The organism is Roseivirga spongicola (assembly GCF_034376045.1).
GTDB lineage: Bacteria > Bacteroidota > Bacteroidia > Cytophagales > Cyclobacteriaceae > Roseivirga > Roseivirga spongicola.
Map to the genome: position 1 here is coordinate 361460 of NZ_CP139724.1, position 20012 is coordinate 381471.

A 20012-nucleotide genomic window follows, 5' to 3' on the forward strand; every position below is an offset into this window, starting at 1 on the left:
CTATTTTAGAACAGTGAAAAAAGACCAACTCATACAAGACTGGCTCGATACAGAGTTATCTACTGAAGAGAAACTTCAGGTGGAGGAAGTCATTGAATTCACTGATAGATTAAAAGTTCCTGATTTTGGCAAGAGTAAAGAGGAAGCATGGAGTGATCTAATCGCCAAAATAGAGTCAAAGCCATCAGATAATCTCAGAGTCCTACAACCGAACGGTACTAAAAAAACTCCATGGCTCTGGTTAGTAGCTGCAGCTATCATAGCCCTAGTAGCGGTCTTTGGCTACCTCAATAAAGGAGAAAAGCTAACAACCTATACAGCTTCAGATGGCGAGCTCGCCACTATTGTACTGCCCGATAATTCAACTGTGACCCTAAACGCAGGAAGCACACTCTCTTTCAAAGAGAAAGATTTTGAGAAAAGCAGATGGGTTACTCTTTCGGGAGAGGCATTCTTTGATGTTGAGCACGGAGAAGCCTTCAAGGTCTTGGGTAATCACTCGCACATTACTGTGTTGGGCACCTCTTTTAATGTCTATAGTAGATCTAACCAACTGAAGGTTTCCGTATTTACAGGTAAGGTTCAGGTAGAATCGAGAGGCAACAGTGTAATTATCGAGAAAGAAGAAGAAGCTCAACTTATAGAAGGAGAGTTAGCTGTCAGTGAGTTCAACCTAAACCAAACTGCTACCTGGAGAGAGGGTAACTTCTATTTTAACAGCGAACCATTGAACAACGTGATAGAAGAGCTAGAAAGACAATTCGAGATAGAGATTGAAGTAAAGTCGGAAATAGGCCAACGCTTTTACTCTGGTTTTTTTAGTAAAACCAATATGAAAGAAGCCTTACAGCTTGTTTTCGTACCAATGGGGTTATCTATTCAAACCGAAGGCAATCAAGTAATAGTTGAGTAGTGCGGTTAGTCAAGTGGTTTATATGCTTGTTGATTTTCAGCCAAATCAGTTTGGCTCAAGACATCAATTCCATTGTTATTTCAGAAAGTTTCGACAATGCTTCATTAGCCAAAGTACTGCGTATTCTCAAGAATAAATACGACCTGAAAATTGCTTATGATGATGCCTTAATTACTGGAACTACAGTAAGTGGCGACTTCTCTAATAGACCAGTAACCGACTTTCTGAATAAAATTCTGGCCAATAAGGGCATTGACTATCAATTACTGAATGATAAAATAATTCTAATCCCCAAGAATGTAGACCTAGACCTAAACACACCGAGCCTCTTTGATATTACTGTATTCGGCCTAGTACAAGATGCCAACACAGGAGAAAGCCTTCCTAATGCGTTAGTAAGTGTAAGTGGACTCAGCAAAGGCGTAATCACCAACAAAGACGGATACTTTTCCCTCCCTCAGGTACCATCAGACACCAGCACTATTGTGGTCAATTATTTAGGCTACAAAAAAGAGGAGGTTAAACTACAGCCGGGTGGTTCTAAACAAACTATGAAAATTTTGATGCAAGAAAGTGCGATAGACCTTTCTGATTTCACCGTGGTTGAAAACAAGTTCACCACTGTAAAGTATGGAGATGAAATATCTCAAATCACCATCGACCCGAAAAACTTATCAGCCCTTCCTAGCTTAGGGGAATTAGACATTTTCCGGTCTTTGCAGTACTTACCCGGAATAGGTGGTGCAGATGAAACCTCTTCGGCACTTACCATCAGAAACAGCCCTTCGGCACACAACCTTGTACTCTTTGATGGGTTCACCATTTACCGACTAGACCATTTCTTTGGAGTGTTTAGTGCTATTAATGCGGATGCCGTAAGAGATATTCAAGTCTACAAAGGGGGCTACGATGCTAAATATGGAGGAAGAGTATCAGGAGTTGTAGACATTACAGGTACCACAGGAAACTTTAATGAACCCCATTATTCTTTCGGTATTAACTTATTAAGTGCTAGACTCAGTGCTAATCTTCCATTTGCAAGTGGCAGAGGAGCAATTCATATAAGCGGAAGACGAGCTTATACTGACATCATCCGAAGTAATCTTTTTGAAAACCTATATTCTAACTATCGTAATAAATCGAATCAGGTTAACCAACAGGCCTTCAACAATGGTCAGAATGAATCTGATTTTATACGGCCTGACTTTCATTTCTACGATGTAAACCTAAAGGCTTCTTACAAAGTCTCTACACGAGATGTAATGAGCTTGAGCCTTTATAAGGGAAATGACGACCTCGACACTGATTTTGATATAGTCAGTTTTCAAGACCCTAACGATCCATCGACAATCGATCAAATAGATAGCTACAAAGAAAAAGCTGACTGGGGTAATACAGGAGTAGGCTTTATATGGTCCAGAAACTGGAACAGAAACTATTATTCTAGCCTCCAGGCCGCATACTCTCACCATTTCTTCGATTATTTCTACAATAATGAACGTAGAACCGACACTGGTGACATCACGGGGCTTTATGAATTAGAGAGAAACAACTCCGTTGAAGACTTTCAGTTAAACTTCAGAAACGAAGTAAGCTTAGGCAGCAGACACAACTTAAATGTTGGCCTAACATTTTCTAATATCAATGTATTCAGTCAAAACAATATTAGAGACCTTTCTGGAGCAACTCCCGATAATAGAGACCCAAGTGCTAAGGGCAATATTCTTTCGGCATATTTCTCTGATAATATTTCGTTGAGCAAAAAGCTTCAGCTAAAAATAGGCGGGAGATTCAACACTACTAACGTTAGTGACAACAGCTATTTTGGTCAGCGATTGGCACTTATTTACCAACTCAGCCCTTCGCTTGAACTGAAAGCCACCACGGGAAAGTATTTTCAATTTATGCGAGAAGAGGTGTATGACGACCCCTATTCTAATAGTGAAAACGGTTGGAACTTAGCATACGATAAAAATGATCCGAACGGAAGAAGCAGCCTTCCGGTAATGGAGTCGGATCACTACATAGCCGGTTTTCAATATCAGAAGAATGACCTGACCTTTGATGTTGAGTACTATAAAAAGAACGTTTCTGGCCTCACTGAATACAACATCTCTCACTTGTATAATACTGCCGAACAGCAACAAGTGCCTTCGATTAACATAACACAAGGAACGAGCGAAATTGAAGGCATAGACGTGCTCCTTCAAAAGCGCTGGAGCAACTACCAAGGGTGGATTTCTTACACACATAGTAGAGCTCAAAACAGGTTTGAAGAAATAAACAACAATGAGTCTTTTGCTGCGAGAGAAGATCAGCGCAATGAACTCAAATTGGTAAACATCTTAGAACTACCAAACTGGAATCTATCTGCTACATGGGTATATGGCAGTGGTAAACCATTTTATAGCCCCACAATAAACTTTATAAGAGACAACCAAAATCAGGTCATTGACTACGAGGTAGTAAACACGTTAAAAACCGTAGAGAGACTACCAGCCTATCACCGAATGGATATTTCTGTTGCCTTGAAATTTGGTAACGAGTATATGAAAGGTGAGATTGGCCTATCTATACTCAACTTGTATAACCGAATGAACATTCACAGCAAAAGGCTAAAAAGAGATGAGATAGAGCGTGCTATTAGTGATGGATCGAACGCTCAGCTACCAGAAGACCTCTTCCGTAATATTATATTGCTAGACAGAACCCCATCTATTTTTCTGAATCTAAACTTCTAAATTTTATCCAATAATAGTAGGGTCTTCTTGACGCTCAGGGTATTAAGAGCGCAATGACCGGAAAAGAGCACCTAACGGATTGGGAACAAGATTGGCTTGAGGGTAAAATCTCTAGTCAAGAAGCCAAAGAAAAGGCTAAAAATGATCTCCAATTCGAGTCATTGGACAAATTCGTTTCGAAAGCCAAGCAGCTCAATATTCCAGATGGAATATCTAAAGCAGAGGCTTGGAGCAAGCTTGAAAGTAGAATTTCAAAAACCTATTCACCTAAAGTAATATCCATTTCGCGAAGAAATTGGGTAATCGGAATAGCGGCCTCTTTCATCTTAGCAATCGGTGCTTTTTTCATTCTAAAACAGAATACCAATCAAATCACTATAGAAACTTCCCTTGCGGAAGTGCGCACTGTTGAGCTACCAGATGGCTCTGCAGTTTACTTAAATGCTGAAAGTTCTGTTTCATTTCCTGAGAAGGGCTGGGCCACGGCTCGCAAAGTCATTTTGACCGGAGAAGCTTTTTTCGAAGTGAAACGGGGCAGCAGCTTTACTGTAGAAACCACTAATGGCTTGGTACAGGTACTAGGCACTAGTTTTAATGTTCGCTCTAGAGCTAACTTATTACAAGTAGCATGTAAAACGGGAAAAGTGAGAGTTGCTACTCAAGACGAGAGCAACGAACAATATCTTACCGCAGGAATGGCCGTCAATGTAGTAAATGGTTCAATTTCTGAAATACTAGAAACCAGGGTAGACAGAATTGATAGTTGGAGAAATGGCCAGTATGATTACGAGAGCATTCCTCTTGAGCAAGTTCTCAATGAAGTAAAAAGATTATACAAGGTTGAAATTGAACATGACTTCTCTTCAAGCGAATTGACTAGCCCGATAACAACCACTTTTTCGAGTTTGAAAGACGCAGCTCAAACTATAGCAGTTCAAAAAGGTAGAGGCTTTGAAGTTAATGAAGAGGAGAACACAGCCGTCTTCAAGGTTAAATGACATTAAAAAAAGGTGACTATTGTTTAAATGGTTAAGCAGTACATGTCACCAATTCTTAGGTTGAGGTTGAGGGATGGGTGGTGCCGTCCCTCTCTCTATTTTAAAGCAATTCTACTAAGCTCTCTAAACTCATACCCCTAGAACCTTTCACCAAATAAGATGTCTCTGTTCGCTTATTAGCAATCAAAAATGACGCTAAATCAGACTTAGACTCAAAGTACAATGAATCTGGGTTGGCCCTATGTGCAGCTTCCATCAGCTTACCACAAAATATTACCAAGTCTATTGAAAGTGTAGTACTGAGCCCTCCAATGGCATAATGTTCTTGTTGCGCCTCATCGCCTAGCTCAAACATATCTCCTAAAATCGCCACCTTACACCCCTCTTCACTAGCAAAATTTTGTAGTGATAGACTCATAGATGTTGGGTTGGCATTATAAGCATCTAAAAAGATGGTATTGGAGTCTCTTTTTAGTAATTGTGATCTGTTATTGTCTGACTGATAAGCAGCTATAGCTTCTAGTGCATCATCTTCCTCCACACCAAAATATCTTCCAATACACAAGGCTGCACACATATTCTCAAAGTTATACTCACCCCCAAGATTGGTACTTGTCAACTTGCCTGAATCAGATTTGAGTTTAACATTGGGCTTGTTAGATACCAACTTAGCATGAAAATAGTCTCCTTCTTCTGGATAGGTGTAAACCTCGTCTACTAGTGCTTGCGCCTTTTTTAGCAATCTTTCATTTCGGCTGTTCACAAATAGTTTTCCTTTTCTAGCCGAGATAAACTCATAAAGCTCTGTCTTACCCTTAAATACACCTTCAAGACCTCCAAAGCCCTCTAAATGAGCCTTACCAATATTGGTAATCAGTCCAAACTCTGGCTCAGCTATGCTACTAAGTGCAGCTATCTCCTTCTGATGATTCGCCCCCATTTCAATAATAGCAAACTCAATATCACTATTTAACCTAAGCAGTGTTAAAGGCACTCCAATATGATTATTAAGATTACCCTTTGTAGCTAGAACATTGAACTTCTTAGCCAACACATCTCTAACCAGTTCTTTTGTGGTGGTTTTTCCGTTGCTTCCAGTAATACCCAAAACCGGAACTTTGAATTGTCTTCGGTGATGATTAGCCAACTTCTGTAATGTCACAAGACCATCTTCAACCAAAATGCATTGATCATTATTGGCAAATTCAGGGTCGTCTACAACTACGGCCATGGCCCCAGATTCTAATGCTTGTTGAGCAAATTTATTCGCATTGAAATTAGGCCCTTTTAAAGCGAACCAGATATTTCCATCTTGAATAGTACGAGTATCGGTAGAAACACCAGTGCTCTTTAAAAAGGTTTGATACAGCTGTTCAATCATTCGAAATAGTTATAAGCCCGAAGTTAATATCAATCGACCAGAAATTACGTTATTCTAACCAGTTGAACTTAACTTAGCCAGCTGAAAACTTTCAATGAGGTACTCACTAACTGCCTTTCTACTTTCTTTTGCTCTGAGCATACAAGCTCAGGTTCAATTTAAGTTCGATCAGAGTATTTCTGTTTCAGAAAACAATGAGATAATGAACAGGGCTTTTGAAGGAGGGTTGAACTCGGCTCAGTTTCAGACAATGGACCTAAATGGTGATGGAATTTTAGACCTAGTAATTTTTCACCGTATCTCAAGAAGCCTTTCTACTTACTTAAACATAAATAACCAGTGGATTTTTAGCCCTAATTACCAAAACCTTTTTCCTGAAGATGTAGTGAATTGGATGATTCTGAAAGACTATGATTGCGATGGACAAAAGGACCTTTTTACTAGCACGGCTTTGGGGATTAAGGTGTATAGAAACACGAGTACTGCCAACGGTGTTTCGTGGGAATTGGCCAGCGAATTTCTGACATGGGACTCTGGGTCGAATATTCAGGTGGCACCAACGGACATTCCGGGTATTGCGGATGTTAATGGAGACGGTGCACTGGATATTCTCACCTACCGATTCGGGAGCGCAGGTTCAATTGATTATTATGAAAACACTGGCAACTGTGGGAACTTGACCTTCACGCGAGTCACTAGAACTTGGGGCGATTTTTATGATTGTGGATGTAACGATTTTTCGTTTGGACAGCCTTGTGGCACTGTAGGTGGATTCAGCAATTTAGTAAGCGAACCTTCAGACCAACAGGTGATTTTGCATGCTGGAGGAAAAACGATTACCCCATTTGATGCCGACAATGACGGGGACATAGACATCATTGCTTCCGATGAACTCTGCGAGAATTTATACTTTTTCAGGAATGAAGGAAGCGCTAACCAAGCGCTAATGACAGCCTTTGAGACTTACCCCCCAGACGACCCTGTGAGTCTTCAGTTTTTTCCCGCTGCCTTCTTGGAAGATATCAATTTTGATGGACTGAAGGACCTCGTTGTTTCTAGCAACCTTGACAACAACGTTGGCAACTTGGTAGACTTTCAGAAAAACGTCAATTCATTCATCAATTTAGGCTCTAATGAGAACCCTGATTTCAACACATCTTCAGCCTTTTTACAAAACGAGATGATTGATGTTGGAGAGAATGCCTTTCCTACTTTTTTCGACATAGATAGCGATGGAGATTTGGATATGTTCATCAGCAACTCAGGGACTCAAATCAACGGTGAATTTATAGGAACTATTTGGCACTATGAAAACACAGGCAACCGCTTCAACCCAAGTTTCGAACTTATAACTAATGACTTTCAGAGCCTCTCTAGCCTTGGGTTCAGCCAACTTAAAGCTCTTTTTTCCGACTTAGATGGAGACGGCAATACAGACCTAATCTTGCAAGCACGTGTTGGCCCTTTGGATGCAAGAGTTTTTGTTCTTCCAAGAGACAACTCCGGAAACTTTGGTTCTCCAATAGACCTAGAACTAAACGTGAGTGAAGCCAGTAACCCTACTCTATTCGACTTGAATGGTGATGGTCTTGATGACTTCATCATAGGCCAACAATTCGGAAGCATGTCTGCATATTATAATCGAGGAAGCTTCACTTTCTCCGATGAGCAAACCGATTTTGGTAGTTTTGAAAATGACTTTAGCAGACAGAACCTTTCAATTGCCATAGGGAGATTCTCTTCCGATGCAAAGCCACAAGTGATAACCGTAGATAGTCGTGGAATGCTTACTCTGCACAGCGACCAAGCAGATGAAAATTTTAGAAAGTCAGACACCAATCAAGACTTACTTTTAAATAATGAAACCCTTACCAACACTAGACTGGGACGAGCTAGCTACTTGGCAGCGGTAGACCTTTTTGGTGACGGTAGCCCCTCATTAGTAGTAGGCAGTTCTAAGGGAGGATTATTATTTCTAAGGAACATACAAGATGACAACTCATCTGAAACAGATTTGAGAGTTTCTATTTCTCCAAACCCAACCGACAACCAAACGCAAATACTGACTAATATTTCTGGGCTTGTAGACATCATAAGTTTAAATGGAAGGCTTATTCAAGAAGCCATTCCTATTCAACAATCCACAGTGCTCAACTTGCAATTTGGCTCGCTACCTGCTGGCATTTACCTTATTAGAGTAAGAGCGAATAACGGAAAGAGTTTGACAAAAAGAATACTGATTCAGCGATGATTCTCTTCTGTTACTTTCAGATAAAACCGATAGAGCGAATCGCTTTTAGCTTTACCGAGAAAGACGTATTAAGTGAAATTGATGCAGCGTTTAACTTTGTGGAAGCCGACAGTAAATCGGAGCCATTTTTAGTTCAGGAGATCGCTAAAATGATAGCTGAATCAGAACAAGTCATATGCTTTTTCGATGTAGTTGAATCAGAAGGTCTAGGCACTCTTTCTAAAGCGATAGAAGCCTTAAGAAAGAGCAAAGCAAACCAGCTATTCTTTGTGGATGGGAAAAACCAACAACTGCAGAAAGTCTTACAGCTGTTGAAACAACCGGTGCACAACTTTCAATCTACCGCACAGTTGAAAGCCGTCTTAACTAAATCTATCAACTCTTGATTTCAAACTCATCTGCATCTAGGTGAGCAGGAAACTTCTTACGGAACGACTGAAGGCTTTCAGCAGAAAGTTCTACGTAAATAATCTCTTCCTTTTCAGAAAACGCCAACTGCTCTCCTTTTGGACTGTAAGCCGCTGAATGACCATTATATCCAATGCCAACTCCATCTTTCCCTACACGATTGAGACCAATAGAATAACTCACATTCTCAATAGCTCTTGCTTCCAGTAAAGTATCCCAAGCATTTACTCTAACAGCTGGCCAATTCGCCACATAAACCAACAGATCATAGGCTAAGTCTACATTTCTAGACCACACAGGAAACCTTAGATCATAGCAAACCATTGGGCAGATTTTCCAGCCCCTCCACTCTACTATGAGCTTTTCTGCACCCATATCGAAATGCTTGTGCTCATTGGCCATTCGGAAAAGGTGACGCTTATCATAGGTCTTAAACTGTCCATCGGGTTGCATCCACAAGAGCCTATTGAACACCTTGCCCTCCTCCTTGACGATGTAAGAACCGCAAATAGCTGCATTCTTTTGCGCAGACATTTGCTTCATCCACTTAAAAGTGTTGAAGTTCATGGGCTCGGCTAACCCCTTATGCTCCATAGTAAAGCCTGTCTGGAACATCTCTGGAAGTAGAATAAGGTCCACATCATTCTGTATTTGCCAGATTTTCTCTTCAAACATGGCTAGGTTCGCACCTATTTCATGCCAATGAATATCAGATTGGATAAGAGCTACACGAAGGTTTTGCATAGCCAAATGTAGAAAGAATTAGGCTTAATCTGCCCACAACTCCTGGTACTCTCCTTTGGGATCGTACATCTCTTTTTGACGTTCAATGTTGAACTCTCTACCTTCTCTTGGGTCGTTTCCAACTCCGGCAATGTAAATCCAATTACCGTAGTTTGAACATGGGTCGTAGTCTATCAGCATTTTCTCGAAATAAGCAGCTCCTAGCCTCCAATCAATCTTCATTTGGTGCATTAGGTATGAGGCTACATTTTGCCTTCCTCTGTTACTCATAAATCCCGTAGCATTCATTTCCCGCATATTGGCATCAACAAAAGGTTCACCTGTTTTACCATCTCGCCATAAGTGAAAGAGTTTATCAGATCCCCAGTCGATTTTATCTTCACCCAAAATTCCTTTTCTCTGATAAATCTGATTGCCGTATTTCTTGGCCACAAAGTGGAAATAATCTCGCCAAACCAGTTCGAAAACCAACCAATAGGTTGAGCTGTTTTTCTTTACGTACTTCTCGAATTTCTTTACTTGCCAATAGATTTGTCGTGGTGAAGTACAACCATGAGCCAACCAAGGAGAGAACTTGCTGCTGTAATCACCTCCCATAAGGCCATTACGCGTTTGCTTATAGTTACCTAGCAACTCCTTATCCCATAAATAATAATTCAACCTATCATTGGCTGCTTTAGCTCCTCCACGAAACTGAATAACTGACCTATCATCTTCTTCAACGGGCTCAAAGCCTAAGTCTTCCATAGAAGGCACTTCAGAATCGAAACCTTGGGGCGAATGAATTTGCAAAGGTGCTTCTAGTATTTTTCTTACATCGACCTTTTTCTCAACCGACTTTCTGAACTGCATGAATATATCTGGAAGTTCATCTAAATGATAAGGCAAATCGTTCAGGTGATAGAGCGTTTCACCCCAAATGAACTTAGTGTTTATGGTTGCTGAGAGCTTTTTCTCCAACTGTACTTCATCATAAGCAGAAGCCTTTTGAGCATAAAGCACATCGCAATTATAGTTTTTCCTGATATCGTTAAGTACAGTAACTGTATCTCCAACTTTAATCAATAAGTCTGAGCCTAGTTGTTGTAAATGAGCCTTAAGATCCGCCAGCGATTCCAAGAGAAATTTAAGACGATGAGAGCCCATTCTTTCAATACCCCACTGCTCTCCCCTCAATAGGCTCTCATCAAAAACATAAACGGGCAAAATCTCTGGATTCTCCTCAACAGCCTTGTTTAAGACTTCATTATCCTCCAACCTCAAATCGTTCCGAAACCAGTAAATCGCCCTGCTCATATTTCCTCCATCTTATTCAGGTACTTAGCCGCTTGTTCAATGATTTGGTTTTTCTTTTCAGTAGAATTTTTATCCCAAACTCGGTAAATCATGCCCATTCGATGATTCTTCTCGAGCTTCTCTCTGTTTCTATCGAGAAAATCCCAGTATAGACTGTTGAACGGACAGGCCTTCTCACCTAATTTCTCCTTGTACTTGTAATGACATGAACCACAGTAATGACTCATTTTATGCATGTAATTGGCAGAAGAAACGTAGGGCTTAGTAGCCACTATACCTCCATCAGCAAACTGGCTCATTCCTCTAGTATTGGTAATTTCCACCCACTCAATTGCATCTATGTAAATACCTAGATACCATTGATCTACCTCATCGGGATCTATGCCCGCCAACAGCGCAAAATTCCCCGTTACCATCAATCGCTGAATATGGTGTGCATAAGCATAATCTAGAGATTGTCCGATGGTGTGAGAAAGGCACTTCATTTTGGTTTCACCTGTCCAAAACCAGTCTGGTAGTTTTCTCTTATGGTTGAAGAAGTTTTCTTTGGCATAGTCCGGCATATATTTCCAATAGATGCCTCGCATATACTCTCGCCAACCTAGTATTTGCCTAATAAAGCCCTCGATTGCTGAAAGCGGAACATCCTCATTATTCCGCCCGTATTCTTCAGATTTTCGAATAATCTCTTCTGGAGAAAGGATTTTCGAATTCAGTAAGAAAGATATTCTCGAGTGGAATAAAGACCAACCTTTGGTGGTCATGGCATCTTGATACTTGCCAAAGAATGGCATACAATCATTCAGAAAGAAATCGAAGAGTTTTAACCCTTCTTCCCTTGTTACGGGCCACAGAAAATCTTTAGAATCTACATTTCCTATTGTTTTAACACCTCTTTCCTCTAACAGCTCAACCAAGTCTGTTACATCTCTTTGAAATGACTTTGGTTCAGGTACATAGGTATCTTCTGGCATTTTGTTCCTATTGTCGTGGTCATAATTCCATTTACCTCCAACAGGCTCGCCTTCGTCCATTAGCACCTTATACTTTTTGCGCATGTTTCTGTAGAATGACTCCATGAGCAACTGCTTTTTACCTTTAAAAAAGTCAGCAAGATCAGTTCGAGAAGTCATGAAATGCTCTGTATCGAAGACTTCGAAGTCTGCTTCAATTGCTCCGCAATACCCCTGAAGTTGCTTATCTAGCCTGTATTCATCAGGCATCTGGTATTCGAACTTTTCAATTTTATGCTCCTCTATTATCCAAGAGAGGTTATCTGTCAAGGACTGCTGATTCCTTTCATCATCTAGCTTTAGATAGAGCACTTGATGTCCTTGCTTTTCCAAATGCTCAGCAAAGGCTCGCATGGCTAGAAAGAATGCGATAACCTTCTGAACATGATGTATGGTGTAGGTCAGCTCCTGCCCCATCTCCATCATTACATAAAGCGTATTTCCCTCTTTTTCTTGATACCAAGAATGTTGGTGATTCAGCTGATCTCCTAGAATTAGTCTTAGTTTTTTCATAGACCCCTTACCCCTCAGTCCTCTGGACAGCTCCCCTTATCAATGGGAGCACTACCCAACCTTAATTCTACCAGCTTTCAGGAAAGCCCACCATTTCTATTAGCAAGGTCGTCATGAACCGAAGGGGTTTTATTTCTTCTACATTTTTCTGAACAGTAAACCACTTCTTGCCAGCAGTTTCTCCATTTCTTGCGCCACTCAAATGGGCGATTGCAAACGGGGCAAATCTTGGTTGGTAACTGTCCTTTTTTCATTAGGCAAATAACCCCGTGTATATGGAAAGGTTTTGGCTACTGCATTCGCCTCCCCGGAATGGTATGCTTTTTCAGGATGCGGTAGTTTTCTTTTCTCACTTCAGTGTGATTGCGATGTGACCACAGTGCTTTTCTAGCTCTTTCAGCCGCGGCTTTAACATCTACCACTGGCTTAAGATCTTCGGGGTTTATGTTCAGCATACGAGCCTCCAAGGGAGGCATCAGCCAAGGCACATGAATGTACTCAGAAGGCACATCTGATAGCTCTGGCACCCATTTCTTGATAAACTTTCCTTCAGGATCATGATCTTGGCTTTGCTTGATGGGATTGTAGATTCTGATGGTATTTATGCCGGTCATCCCAGCTTGCATCTGAAACTGTGGATAGTGAATACCCGGCACAAAATCTAAAAACTGTGAAGCCAAGTACTGGGCTCCTTCTTTCCAGTGTTGCCATAAATGGTGCGTTAGAAAACTTACAAGCATGGCTCTCATTCTGAAATTAATATAGCCCGTTTCCTTCAAACACCTCATACAAGCATCTACCAATGGCACTCCAGTTTTACCATCTTTCCAAGCTTGAATCAGTTCTGGTTTTTCTTCCTTCTCTAAGAAATCATATCCCCGGTTGATGTTCTCAAACTCGTAACGGTCTTCCATTTCGAACTTTTGCACAAAGTGCGCATGCCACTGAAGTCTAGAACCAAAGTTGGCCAACTGCCTTTTGAAGCCAAATTGATCTTTAGCAGTTAATCTGGCCTGATAGACTTCTCTGAGACTCAAATTCCCCCAAGCTATATAAGGAGATAAGCGGCTGCAGCCTTTTCTGCTTTCTTCGGGTTTTGAGATTGACTTAGAATAATGCTGCACTCTATCGGTCAAGAAGCTTTTCATATACTTCTTACCAATTGAAGCTCCCCCTTTTTGGAAGTTGGGATTGTACGATTGAAACTCTTTAGGAACCGGCTTGCCGAACTTCTGCCTTACAGACTCAGCGAGTTCAATTGTTTGGAGTTTTTCTAAATCTGGTCGATCCAAAGCAGACTTCATGTAACCATGAAACTCCTTCAGCCAATCTTTCCGGTTTTTAGCCCCGCGTAACACACCATTATGCAAATACTCATTCCATTGCACTCCATTCTGACCGCAGAATTTCTTCACCCATTTATCTAGATCATAAGTAACCTTAAGTCCGCTTTCTTGGTGAGAGTATATAGACTTTAGATGATAGATATCAGAGAAGTAGGTTAACGATTTTCGAAAACCAGTGTAAAACACCTCAACCTGATGACCTAAAGGCTTGAGAATTTCATTCATATCCTCAATAGATTCCCAAATAAATCGCCAATGTCGCACATCATAATGTGGGTCTGCAATCAGTTCTGGGTCGAAACAGTAAAGCAGAAGCAACTTATCTCCAGACTCAATCGCTCTTCTCAGAGGCAAGTGATCTGTGAGTCGAAGATCTCGCTTAAACCAGACAATGGAAACTTCCTGCTTTGGCATAAATTTATAAAGCAGGTTGAAGGAAATTGTTTAGGGCTTAATCAGTTTTTCAACTCTAAATCTATTTGGCTAATCAATTCCTTAGCATTGGAGAGCATTAACTCGTAACGTGGGCTATCTTCATCGGCATAGCGTTGAATAATTCCTAAAAGGTGAGGTTCTGAGAAAAACCATTTCAATGCGGAATTCATTTGAGCTTCTTCTTCTAACTCTAGGCCTAATTGTTTGGCCGAAGTCCATTTAAGGACATGTGTCACCTCTTTACTCGATGAATTATAAAGTTCAGCCTCCATATTTTCTATGAAATTATTGAGGCTGTTTTCTTCCAATAGTGCTTTTGAATAAGAGGTGTAATAGGCAAAAAGTGCATCTTCTAAGGTAGTACCTTGCAAGTCTTTTATAAAGCCTGAACTCTTTAAGGCTTCAAACCCCGATTGGTCTATCACAACATATTGTTCGGCCAAAACCTGTAACGACCCTAGAAGAGTTTCTTCAGAATATTCATCGTGAATGGCCATATTCAGGTGATTCAAGGCTATTTCATGAAAGCTCTTGTAACGACTATCAGTTTCTGCAATACTTGCCGTATCGCTCACAACGTTCTTCCTAATGGTCTCCAAGTACCCTTCCAACTGTTCCCTTTCTCTTTTATTCTGACTCCAATTATCAAAACCCATGGCCAAACTGATACCTATGAAAATGAGCACAATTTCACCAAGGGCATATTTCCAATTGAACTTAAAATTTGGCTTAAACTTCATGAGGCAATCAAAGTAGGTTCAAGCTAATAATTTTAGAGATAAATGACTTTCTCATTCGTAATCTAAACATAACGAACAGGTCGAATTGACATCATTTTACAACACTACCTTGAACGCTCAATCGACCTTAACCATGAAAAACCACTTCATCCTCCTCTTCACTCTAATTTCCCTCTCAGTTCTAGCACAAAGACCAAGTGTTAAAATTGAGTCATTCGATGGGCCAAAGCCTTATACAAGCTTAGACCTTAACAATAAACCTGGAAACTTCCAGTTTGCAATAGTTACAGACAGAACTGGAGGGCACAGACCCGGTGTATTCTTAGATGGAGTCAAAAAACTAAATCTGCTTCAGCCAGAGTTTGTAATGTCTGTTGGCGACCTTATTGAAGGTTACACCACCAATGAAGAAACCTTAGATAGAGAGTGGGCTGAATTCAATGGTTTTATTGACCAACTGCAAATGCCATTCTTCTATGTGCCGGGGAATCACGACATCACTAACAAGGTAATGGAAGATAAATGGTTAGAAATGTATGGAAAAACCTATTATTCATTCGTTTACCAAGACGTACTCTTCATGTGTCTAAATTCTGAAGACAACTATAGAGGTTCTAGCAGAGGAACTATTGATGACGAGCAGTACGAATGGATCGCGAAAACCTTAGAGGAAAACAAAGACGTTAAATGGACCATGTTCTTTTTGCATCAGCCGCTTTGGGCTCAGCAAGCCGAAACACTCAGATGGCCTGATGTTGAAAAACTGCTTGTTAATAGAAAACACACTGTTTATGCTGGTCACAGACACAGTTATGTCCAGTATGAAAGGAATAACGGAAAATACTATATTCTGGCAACCACTGGTGGAGGAAGCTCACTTAGAGGCCCTCAATTTGGAGAGTTTGACCATGTGGTTTGGATTACAATGACCGATGAAGGCCCAATAATGGCCAACTTACAACTGGAAGGCATTTGGTCGGAAGATATGATAACAGACGATTTCAAAGCGGCTTTCACTCCTTTAATTAATCGTAACCCTATATCTGTAGAACCAATTTTGGTTCAGTCAAAGACCTTCAACGAAGGGCAAATTGCTTTGAAAATCACAAATGACAGCGATTATCCTATGACGGTCAAGCTATCTTTCAAATACAACACAAAACTTTTACCTGCTGTTGCTGAGCAGACTTATGAGGTCAATCCTAATTCGGTAGAACAAGTAACAATTGATTTAAAAGCCAGCGACTTCAACCTTAATAACTTCAAGAATTTAATCATGAGCTCAGAAGTAATTTATAGCTCAAGCAACTACCCAGAGGTAAAGGCTGAATTTAGTCATGCCATTCGCCCAGAAGCAATTTTAAAACTGGCAAAGACTTCCAAAAAAATTCAAATAGACGGCAATTTAGAAGACTGGTCAAGTCTGAAAAACCAAGTAGCGGAACAGGCGGTCCTAAAAACAGACCCATTTTCTCATCAAGGTGTAAAAGATGGATCATTTACTTTCGACTTAGCTTATGATAAAGACTTCCTCTATGTAGCTGCACAGGTGACTGATAACAATCTTAATGTAGAAGATAATGGAAACCCTTTAAGACAAGATGGTTTTCACGTAACGCTTGATGCACGGGCTTTGAATATTTCAGCCATGGGTACTGGTGGCCGCGAGACGCTCACTTTAAGTACATCCCCAAATTCAGATAACTCTGCAAACACTAGACTATACCGAAGAGCAGCTCTACCTGAAGGAACTCAAGTGGTGTCTAAAAAGACAGACCTAGGTTACAATGTAGAAATGGCGATTCCCCTCAACTATCTAAAAGAAAAGCAGATTACTGATTGGAAATCAATTAGACTGAACCTTTTCCAAACTGATTATGATATGGACTTTATGCATGAAACAACCATTTCATGGAAGCCATTATGGAACTCTAACGAGAATTATATTGGTAGCGGCATTGTCTTGAAGGACTAAGGTTTTGACAGCTCATTGGAGCTTCATAACTTCCCAACATGCAAATTGAATCGAAGCTACCCAATGTAGGGATTACCATATTTACTAAAATGTCGAAAATGGCTCAAGAATACGGAGCCATTAACCTCTCTCAGGGCTTTCCTGATTTTGATGTTGCCCCAGAACTTATTGAAAAGGTTTGCCATTACATGAAGCAAGGCCAGAATCAATATCCTTCTATGGCTGGTGTTATAAGCCTGAGAGAAGCCATTGCAGAGAAAATTGAAAGAAGTCATGGTTGGTTACCAAAAGTTGAAAATGTTCTAGTAACCTGTGGAGCCATTGAGGCAATATTCAACACCATTAGTGCATTTGTACATAGCGGTGATGAAGTGATTATTATGAACCCTGCTTATGATGCTTATGAAGCCATTATTGACTTGCAAGGAGCTAAAGCTGTGGGGGTGAATTTAAAGCCAAATGACTACAGCATTGATTGGCCAGCTGTTGAACAGGCGATCTCAGATAAAACCAGAATGATCATCATCAACTCTCCGCACAACCCGAGCGGAGCGACCATTTCTAAGGATGATTTAAAGGAACTGGAAAGGTTGACTAAAGACACTGAAATACTGGTGCTTTCCGATGAAGTATATGAACACATCGTCTTCGATGGCAAAGAGCACAATTCTATTTTAACATCAGAAGAGCTAAGAAAAAGAGCTGTAGCGACCTTTTCATTCGGAAAGACATTTCACGCCACTGGCTGGAGAATGGGCTATTTAGTGGCACCAGATTTTCTTATGAAAGAAATACTGAAGATTCATCAGTATAACACCTTCACTATTCATGCACCCAGCCAATATGCTATTGCCGACTACCTAAAAACACCGGAGAATTACGAGTCTATTGCAGCGATGTATCAGGAGAAAAGAGACTTTTTCTTGAAAGCTATGGAAGGCTCAAGGTTCAAACCTGTAAAGTCTAGCGGTACTTACTTTCAGTTGATGGATTATTCAGCTATAACTGACAAGCCAGATGTAGAAATGGCAGAATGGTTGACTAAAGAAATTGGAGTTGCCGCTATTCCAACCTCTGTATTCTATCAAGATGGGCAAGACAACAAGGTACTTAGGTTTTGCTTCGCCAAAAATGAAGAGACCCTCAAAGCCGCTGCAGATAAGTTGAAAGAGTTGTAGATCACCTAGAATTAAGCGCACAGTCAAAACGATAGACTAAACCTATTTAGTCTGCCTCTTACTCGTCCTCGGAGTCCTCTGAGAGAGACTCTAAGGGTGATCAGGAATTGATTGCGCTATCAAACCTAGCTTTGTTTCACATCAAGATGAATAAGACAAACACCACAAGTCAACGCTAGCACTTCCCCATCAGAGTCTCCTAAATGGGACTCTGATGAATTTTATGTAAATTCATTTAATGGCCACGCACAAACAAATTGAATTAAAGAATGAAGTTTTCTTTATTACCTTCACCTGCTACAGATGGCTACCATTATTTCAGATTACCGACCTATATAGCTATTTCAACAAATGGTTCAAATATCTAGCTGACAATGAAACCTCATTGCTAGCTTATGTAATCATGCCAAATCATTTTCACTGCATCTTATTCGTTGATGACTCTTGCACGAAAAGCCTTAACTCTTTAGTAGGTAATGGTAAAAGATTTCTTGCCTATGAAGTAATAAAGCAGTTAAAACTAACCAAGAACCATAGACTTCTTGAACAACTATCCGAAGGGGTCACTTCAAAAGAGCGGAATAAAGGCAAGCTGCATCAGGTCTTTAAGCCTTCATTCGATGGCAAAATTTGCTTTAATAGAAAAATGGTTGAAACGAAACTAGATTACATACATAGGAACCCAGAATCGTTGGTTTTAGACTACACAAAATATCCTCACTCTAGTGTCGGCTTCTATTTTAGAGAAGAAACCCATGATTTTTTAAAAGACTATAAAGACTTTATCTAATTTCTTCCTCAGAGTCCTCTGCGAGAGACTCTAAGGGTGATCAGGCTGTTGAGAAATTGATTGCGCTATCAAACCTAGCTTTGTTTTACATCAAGGTGAATAAGATAAAGACCACAAGTCAACGCTAGAAAGGGACTCTGAGGAATAGGCAGAAGCCCATCAAGTAACCATGAAATGACAGACGTGATCAAAAATTCAACCATCCCTTCTAAAAATCCAGAATAGCTGCAACTAAATATATTTACGTCTACCTACTACTCGTCCTCAGAGTCCTCTGCGAGAGACTCTGAGGGTGATCAGGCTGTTGAGAAATTGATTGCGCTATCAAACCTAGCTTTGTTTTACATCAAGATGAATAAGACAAACACCACAAATCAACGCTAGCACTTCCCCATCAGAGCCTCCTAAAAGGGACTCTGATTGATAGGCAGAAGCCCATCAAGTAACCATGAAATGATAGGCGTGATCAAAAATTCAACCATCCCCTCTAAAAATCCAGAATAGCTGCAACTTTCGTTTATCCAATGTGGTTGAGTGATACGGAATGATTTTAGGACCAGAACAAATTACAGACGGTGGACCTTGGTACGCAGAGACTCATGTTACTGATGCCTTGATTGTAGAGCCGTGGAATGCTATTTCATCATTAGCCATAGCTGCACCTGCCGTATATTTCTTGTGGAAAATCAGGAAACAACCTAAAGACTACTCATTTCTACTAGCAGCTATTCCATTTCTTTTCCTCAATGGACTAGGAAGCACCTTATTTCACGGGTTGAGAACTTCTAGATGGCTTCTGTATATGGACTTTATTCCTGCCATGATTCTCACCCTGTTAATTACCATCTATTTCTGGTCGAAAGTACTCCCTAAAAAGTGGATGAGCTTTGTGCTGGTTGTACCAGTCTTCCTAATGAGGTTTACAGCCTTAAATCTAATAGGCGGGCAAAGCGGTCTAAACGTTTCTTATGCCATAAGTGGCTTAGCCTTTTTGGTGCCCATATTTTTGATTCTGCGTAAAAACAATTGGGAGAAAACGTATAGTATTGTTTTAGGTTCGGTCTGCTTCGTTCTTGCTATATACTTCAGACAAGCCGACCATTATTACACTAGTATAATACCAATAGGCACCCATTTTCTCTGGCATATTTTCTCTGGCATAGGCGCCTATTTCCTTGCGAACTACCTCTATTTTATCAGAACCAAAGAATTAAAGAAGAAACACTTGAAAGTGGACTGATCTGGCATTCCCAAAACATATTTCTTCATAGGGGGCTTTATATAAAAAGT

The 20012-nt window shown here is 40.5% G+C and carries 16 protein-coding genes; 9 read left to right on the top strand and 7 right to left on the bottom strand.

The window, feature by feature from the left end; translation table 11 throughout:
* The first annotated feature begins 13 nt into the window (after positions 1-13).
* Genes T7867_RS01700 through T7867_RS01710 form a run of 3 tightly spaced genes read left to right on the top strand, consistent with a single transcriptional unit; the run spans position 14 to position 4652 of the window.
* On the top strand, positions 14-913 hold the full coding sequence (locus tag T7867_RS01700; RefSeq protein WP_322299774.1) for a FecR family protein: 900 nt from the start codon (positions 14-16) through the stop codon (positions 911-913).
* On the top strand, positions 913-3654 hold the full coding sequence (locus tag T7867_RS01705) for a carboxypeptidase-like regulatory domain-containing protein (protein WP_322299775.1): 2742 nt from the start codon (positions 913-915) through the stop codon (positions 3652-3654). The genes T7867_RS01700 and T7867_RS01705 overlap by 1 nt, the downstream gene beginning before the upstream one ends.
* A gap of 53 nt (positions 3655-3707) precedes the next feature.
* Positions 3708-4652, top strand: coding sequence for a FecR family protein (locus T7867_RS01710; protein WP_322299776.1), 945 nt, complete (start codon positions 3708-3710; stop codon positions 4650-4652).
* Positions 4653-4752: 100 nt separating this feature from the next.
* Here T7867_RS01710 and T7867_RS01715 read toward each other — a convergent pair whose 3' ends face one another.
* Complete coding sequence (locus T7867_RS01715) at positions 4753-6033, bottom strand: UDP-N-acetylmuramoyl-tripeptide--D-alanyl-D-alanine ligase (protein WP_322299777.1); 1281 nt, start codon at positions 6031-6033, stop codon at positions 4753-4755.
* 94 nt (positions 6034-6127) lie between these two features.
* Between T7867_RS01715 and T7867_RS01720 the strand changes: the two genes are divergently transcribed.
* Both T7867_RS01720 and T7867_RS01725 read left to right on the top strand, forming a co-directional pair.
* Positions 6128-8284: a T9SS type A sorting domain-containing protein gene (locus T7867_RS01720; RefSeq protein ID WP_322299778.1), complete on the top strand. Its 2157-nt coding sequence runs from the start codon at positions 6128-6130 to the stop codon at positions 8282-8284.
* On the top strand, positions 8281-8670 hold the full coding sequence (locus T7867_RS01725) for a hypothetical protein (RefSeq protein ID WP_273515584.1): 390 nt from the start codon (positions 8281-8283) through the stop codon (positions 8668-8670). The genes T7867_RS01720 and T7867_RS01725 overlap by 4 nt, the downstream gene beginning before the upstream one ends.
* Here the strand turns inward: T7867_RS01725 and T7867_RS01730 are convergent.
* The 6 genes from T7867_RS01730 to T7867_RS01755 form a co-directional block, all read right to left on the bottom strand.
* Positions 8660-9436 (bottom strand): amidohydrolase, encoded by a 777-nt coding sequence (locus T7867_RS01730; protein WP_068219204.1) that lies wholly within the window; start codon positions 9434-9436, stop codon positions 8660-8662. The genes T7867_RS01725 and T7867_RS01730 overlap by 11 nt on opposite strands.
* Before the next feature lie 24 nt (positions 9437-9460).
* Positions 9461-10732 carry a DASH family cryptochrome gene (locus T7867_RS01735; protein WP_084375626.1) on the bottom strand — a complete coding sequence of 424 codons (1272 nt, stop codon included), beginning with the start codon at positions 10730-10732 and terminating at the stop codon, positions 9461-9463.
* Positions 10729-12258, bottom strand: coding sequence for a cryptochrome/photolyase family protein (locus tag T7867_RS01740; RefSeq protein ID WP_068219198.1), 1530 nt, complete (start codon positions 12256-12258; stop codon positions 10729-10731). Before T7867_RS01740 ends, T7867_RS01735 begins: the two co-directional genes overlap by 4 nt.
* Positions 12259-12335: 77 nt before the next feature.
* Positions 12336-12512 carry a DUF2256 domain-containing protein gene (locus tag T7867_RS01745; RefSeq protein WP_084375625.1) on the bottom strand — a complete coding sequence of 59 codons (177 nt, stop codon included), beginning with the start codon at positions 12510-12512 and terminating at the stop codon, positions 12336-12338.
* 36 nt (positions 12513-12548) lie between these two features.
* Positions 12549-14018 carry a cryptochrome/deoxyribodipyrimidine photo-lyase family protein gene (locus tag T7867_RS01750; protein WP_068219195.1) on the bottom strand — a complete coding sequence of 490 codons (1470 nt, stop codon included), beginning with the start codon at positions 14016-14018 and terminating at the stop codon, positions 12549-12551.
* A gap of 41 nt (positions 14019-14059) precedes the next feature.
* Entirely contained in the window at positions 14060-14779 is a 720-nt protein-coding gene (locus T7867_RS01755) for a hypothetical protein (RefSeq protein WP_322299779.1), read from the bottom strand.
* A gap of 133 nt (positions 14780-14912) precedes the next feature.
* Between T7867_RS01755 and T7867_RS01760 the strand changes: the two genes are divergently transcribed.
* From T7867_RS01760 to T7867_RS01775, 4 genes are all read left to right on the top strand, one after another.
* Positions 14913-16754: a sugar-binding protein gene (locus T7867_RS01760; RefSeq protein WP_322299780.1), complete on the top strand. Its 1842-nt coding sequence runs from the start codon at positions 14913-14915 to the stop codon at positions 16752-16754.
* Positions 16755-16792: 38 nt separating this feature from the next.
* Positions 16793-17932, top strand: coding sequence for a methionine aminotransferase (locus T7867_RS01765; protein ID WP_322299781.1), 1140 nt, complete (start codon positions 16793-16795; stop codon positions 17930-17932).
* A gap of 238 nt (positions 17933-18170) precedes the next feature.
* Positions 18171-18722: a transposase gene (locus T7867_RS01770; RefSeq protein WP_322299782.1), complete on the top strand. Its 552-nt coding sequence runs from the start codon at positions 18171-18173 to the stop codon at positions 18720-18722.
* Between the two features lie 544 nt (positions 18723-19266).
* Positions 19267-19962, top strand: a complete 696-nt coding sequence (locus tag T7867_RS01775; RefSeq protein ID WP_068219190.1) for a ceramidase domain-containing protein — start codon at positions 19267-19269, stop codon at positions 19960-19962.
* Positions 19963-20012 lie beyond the last annotated feature (50 nt).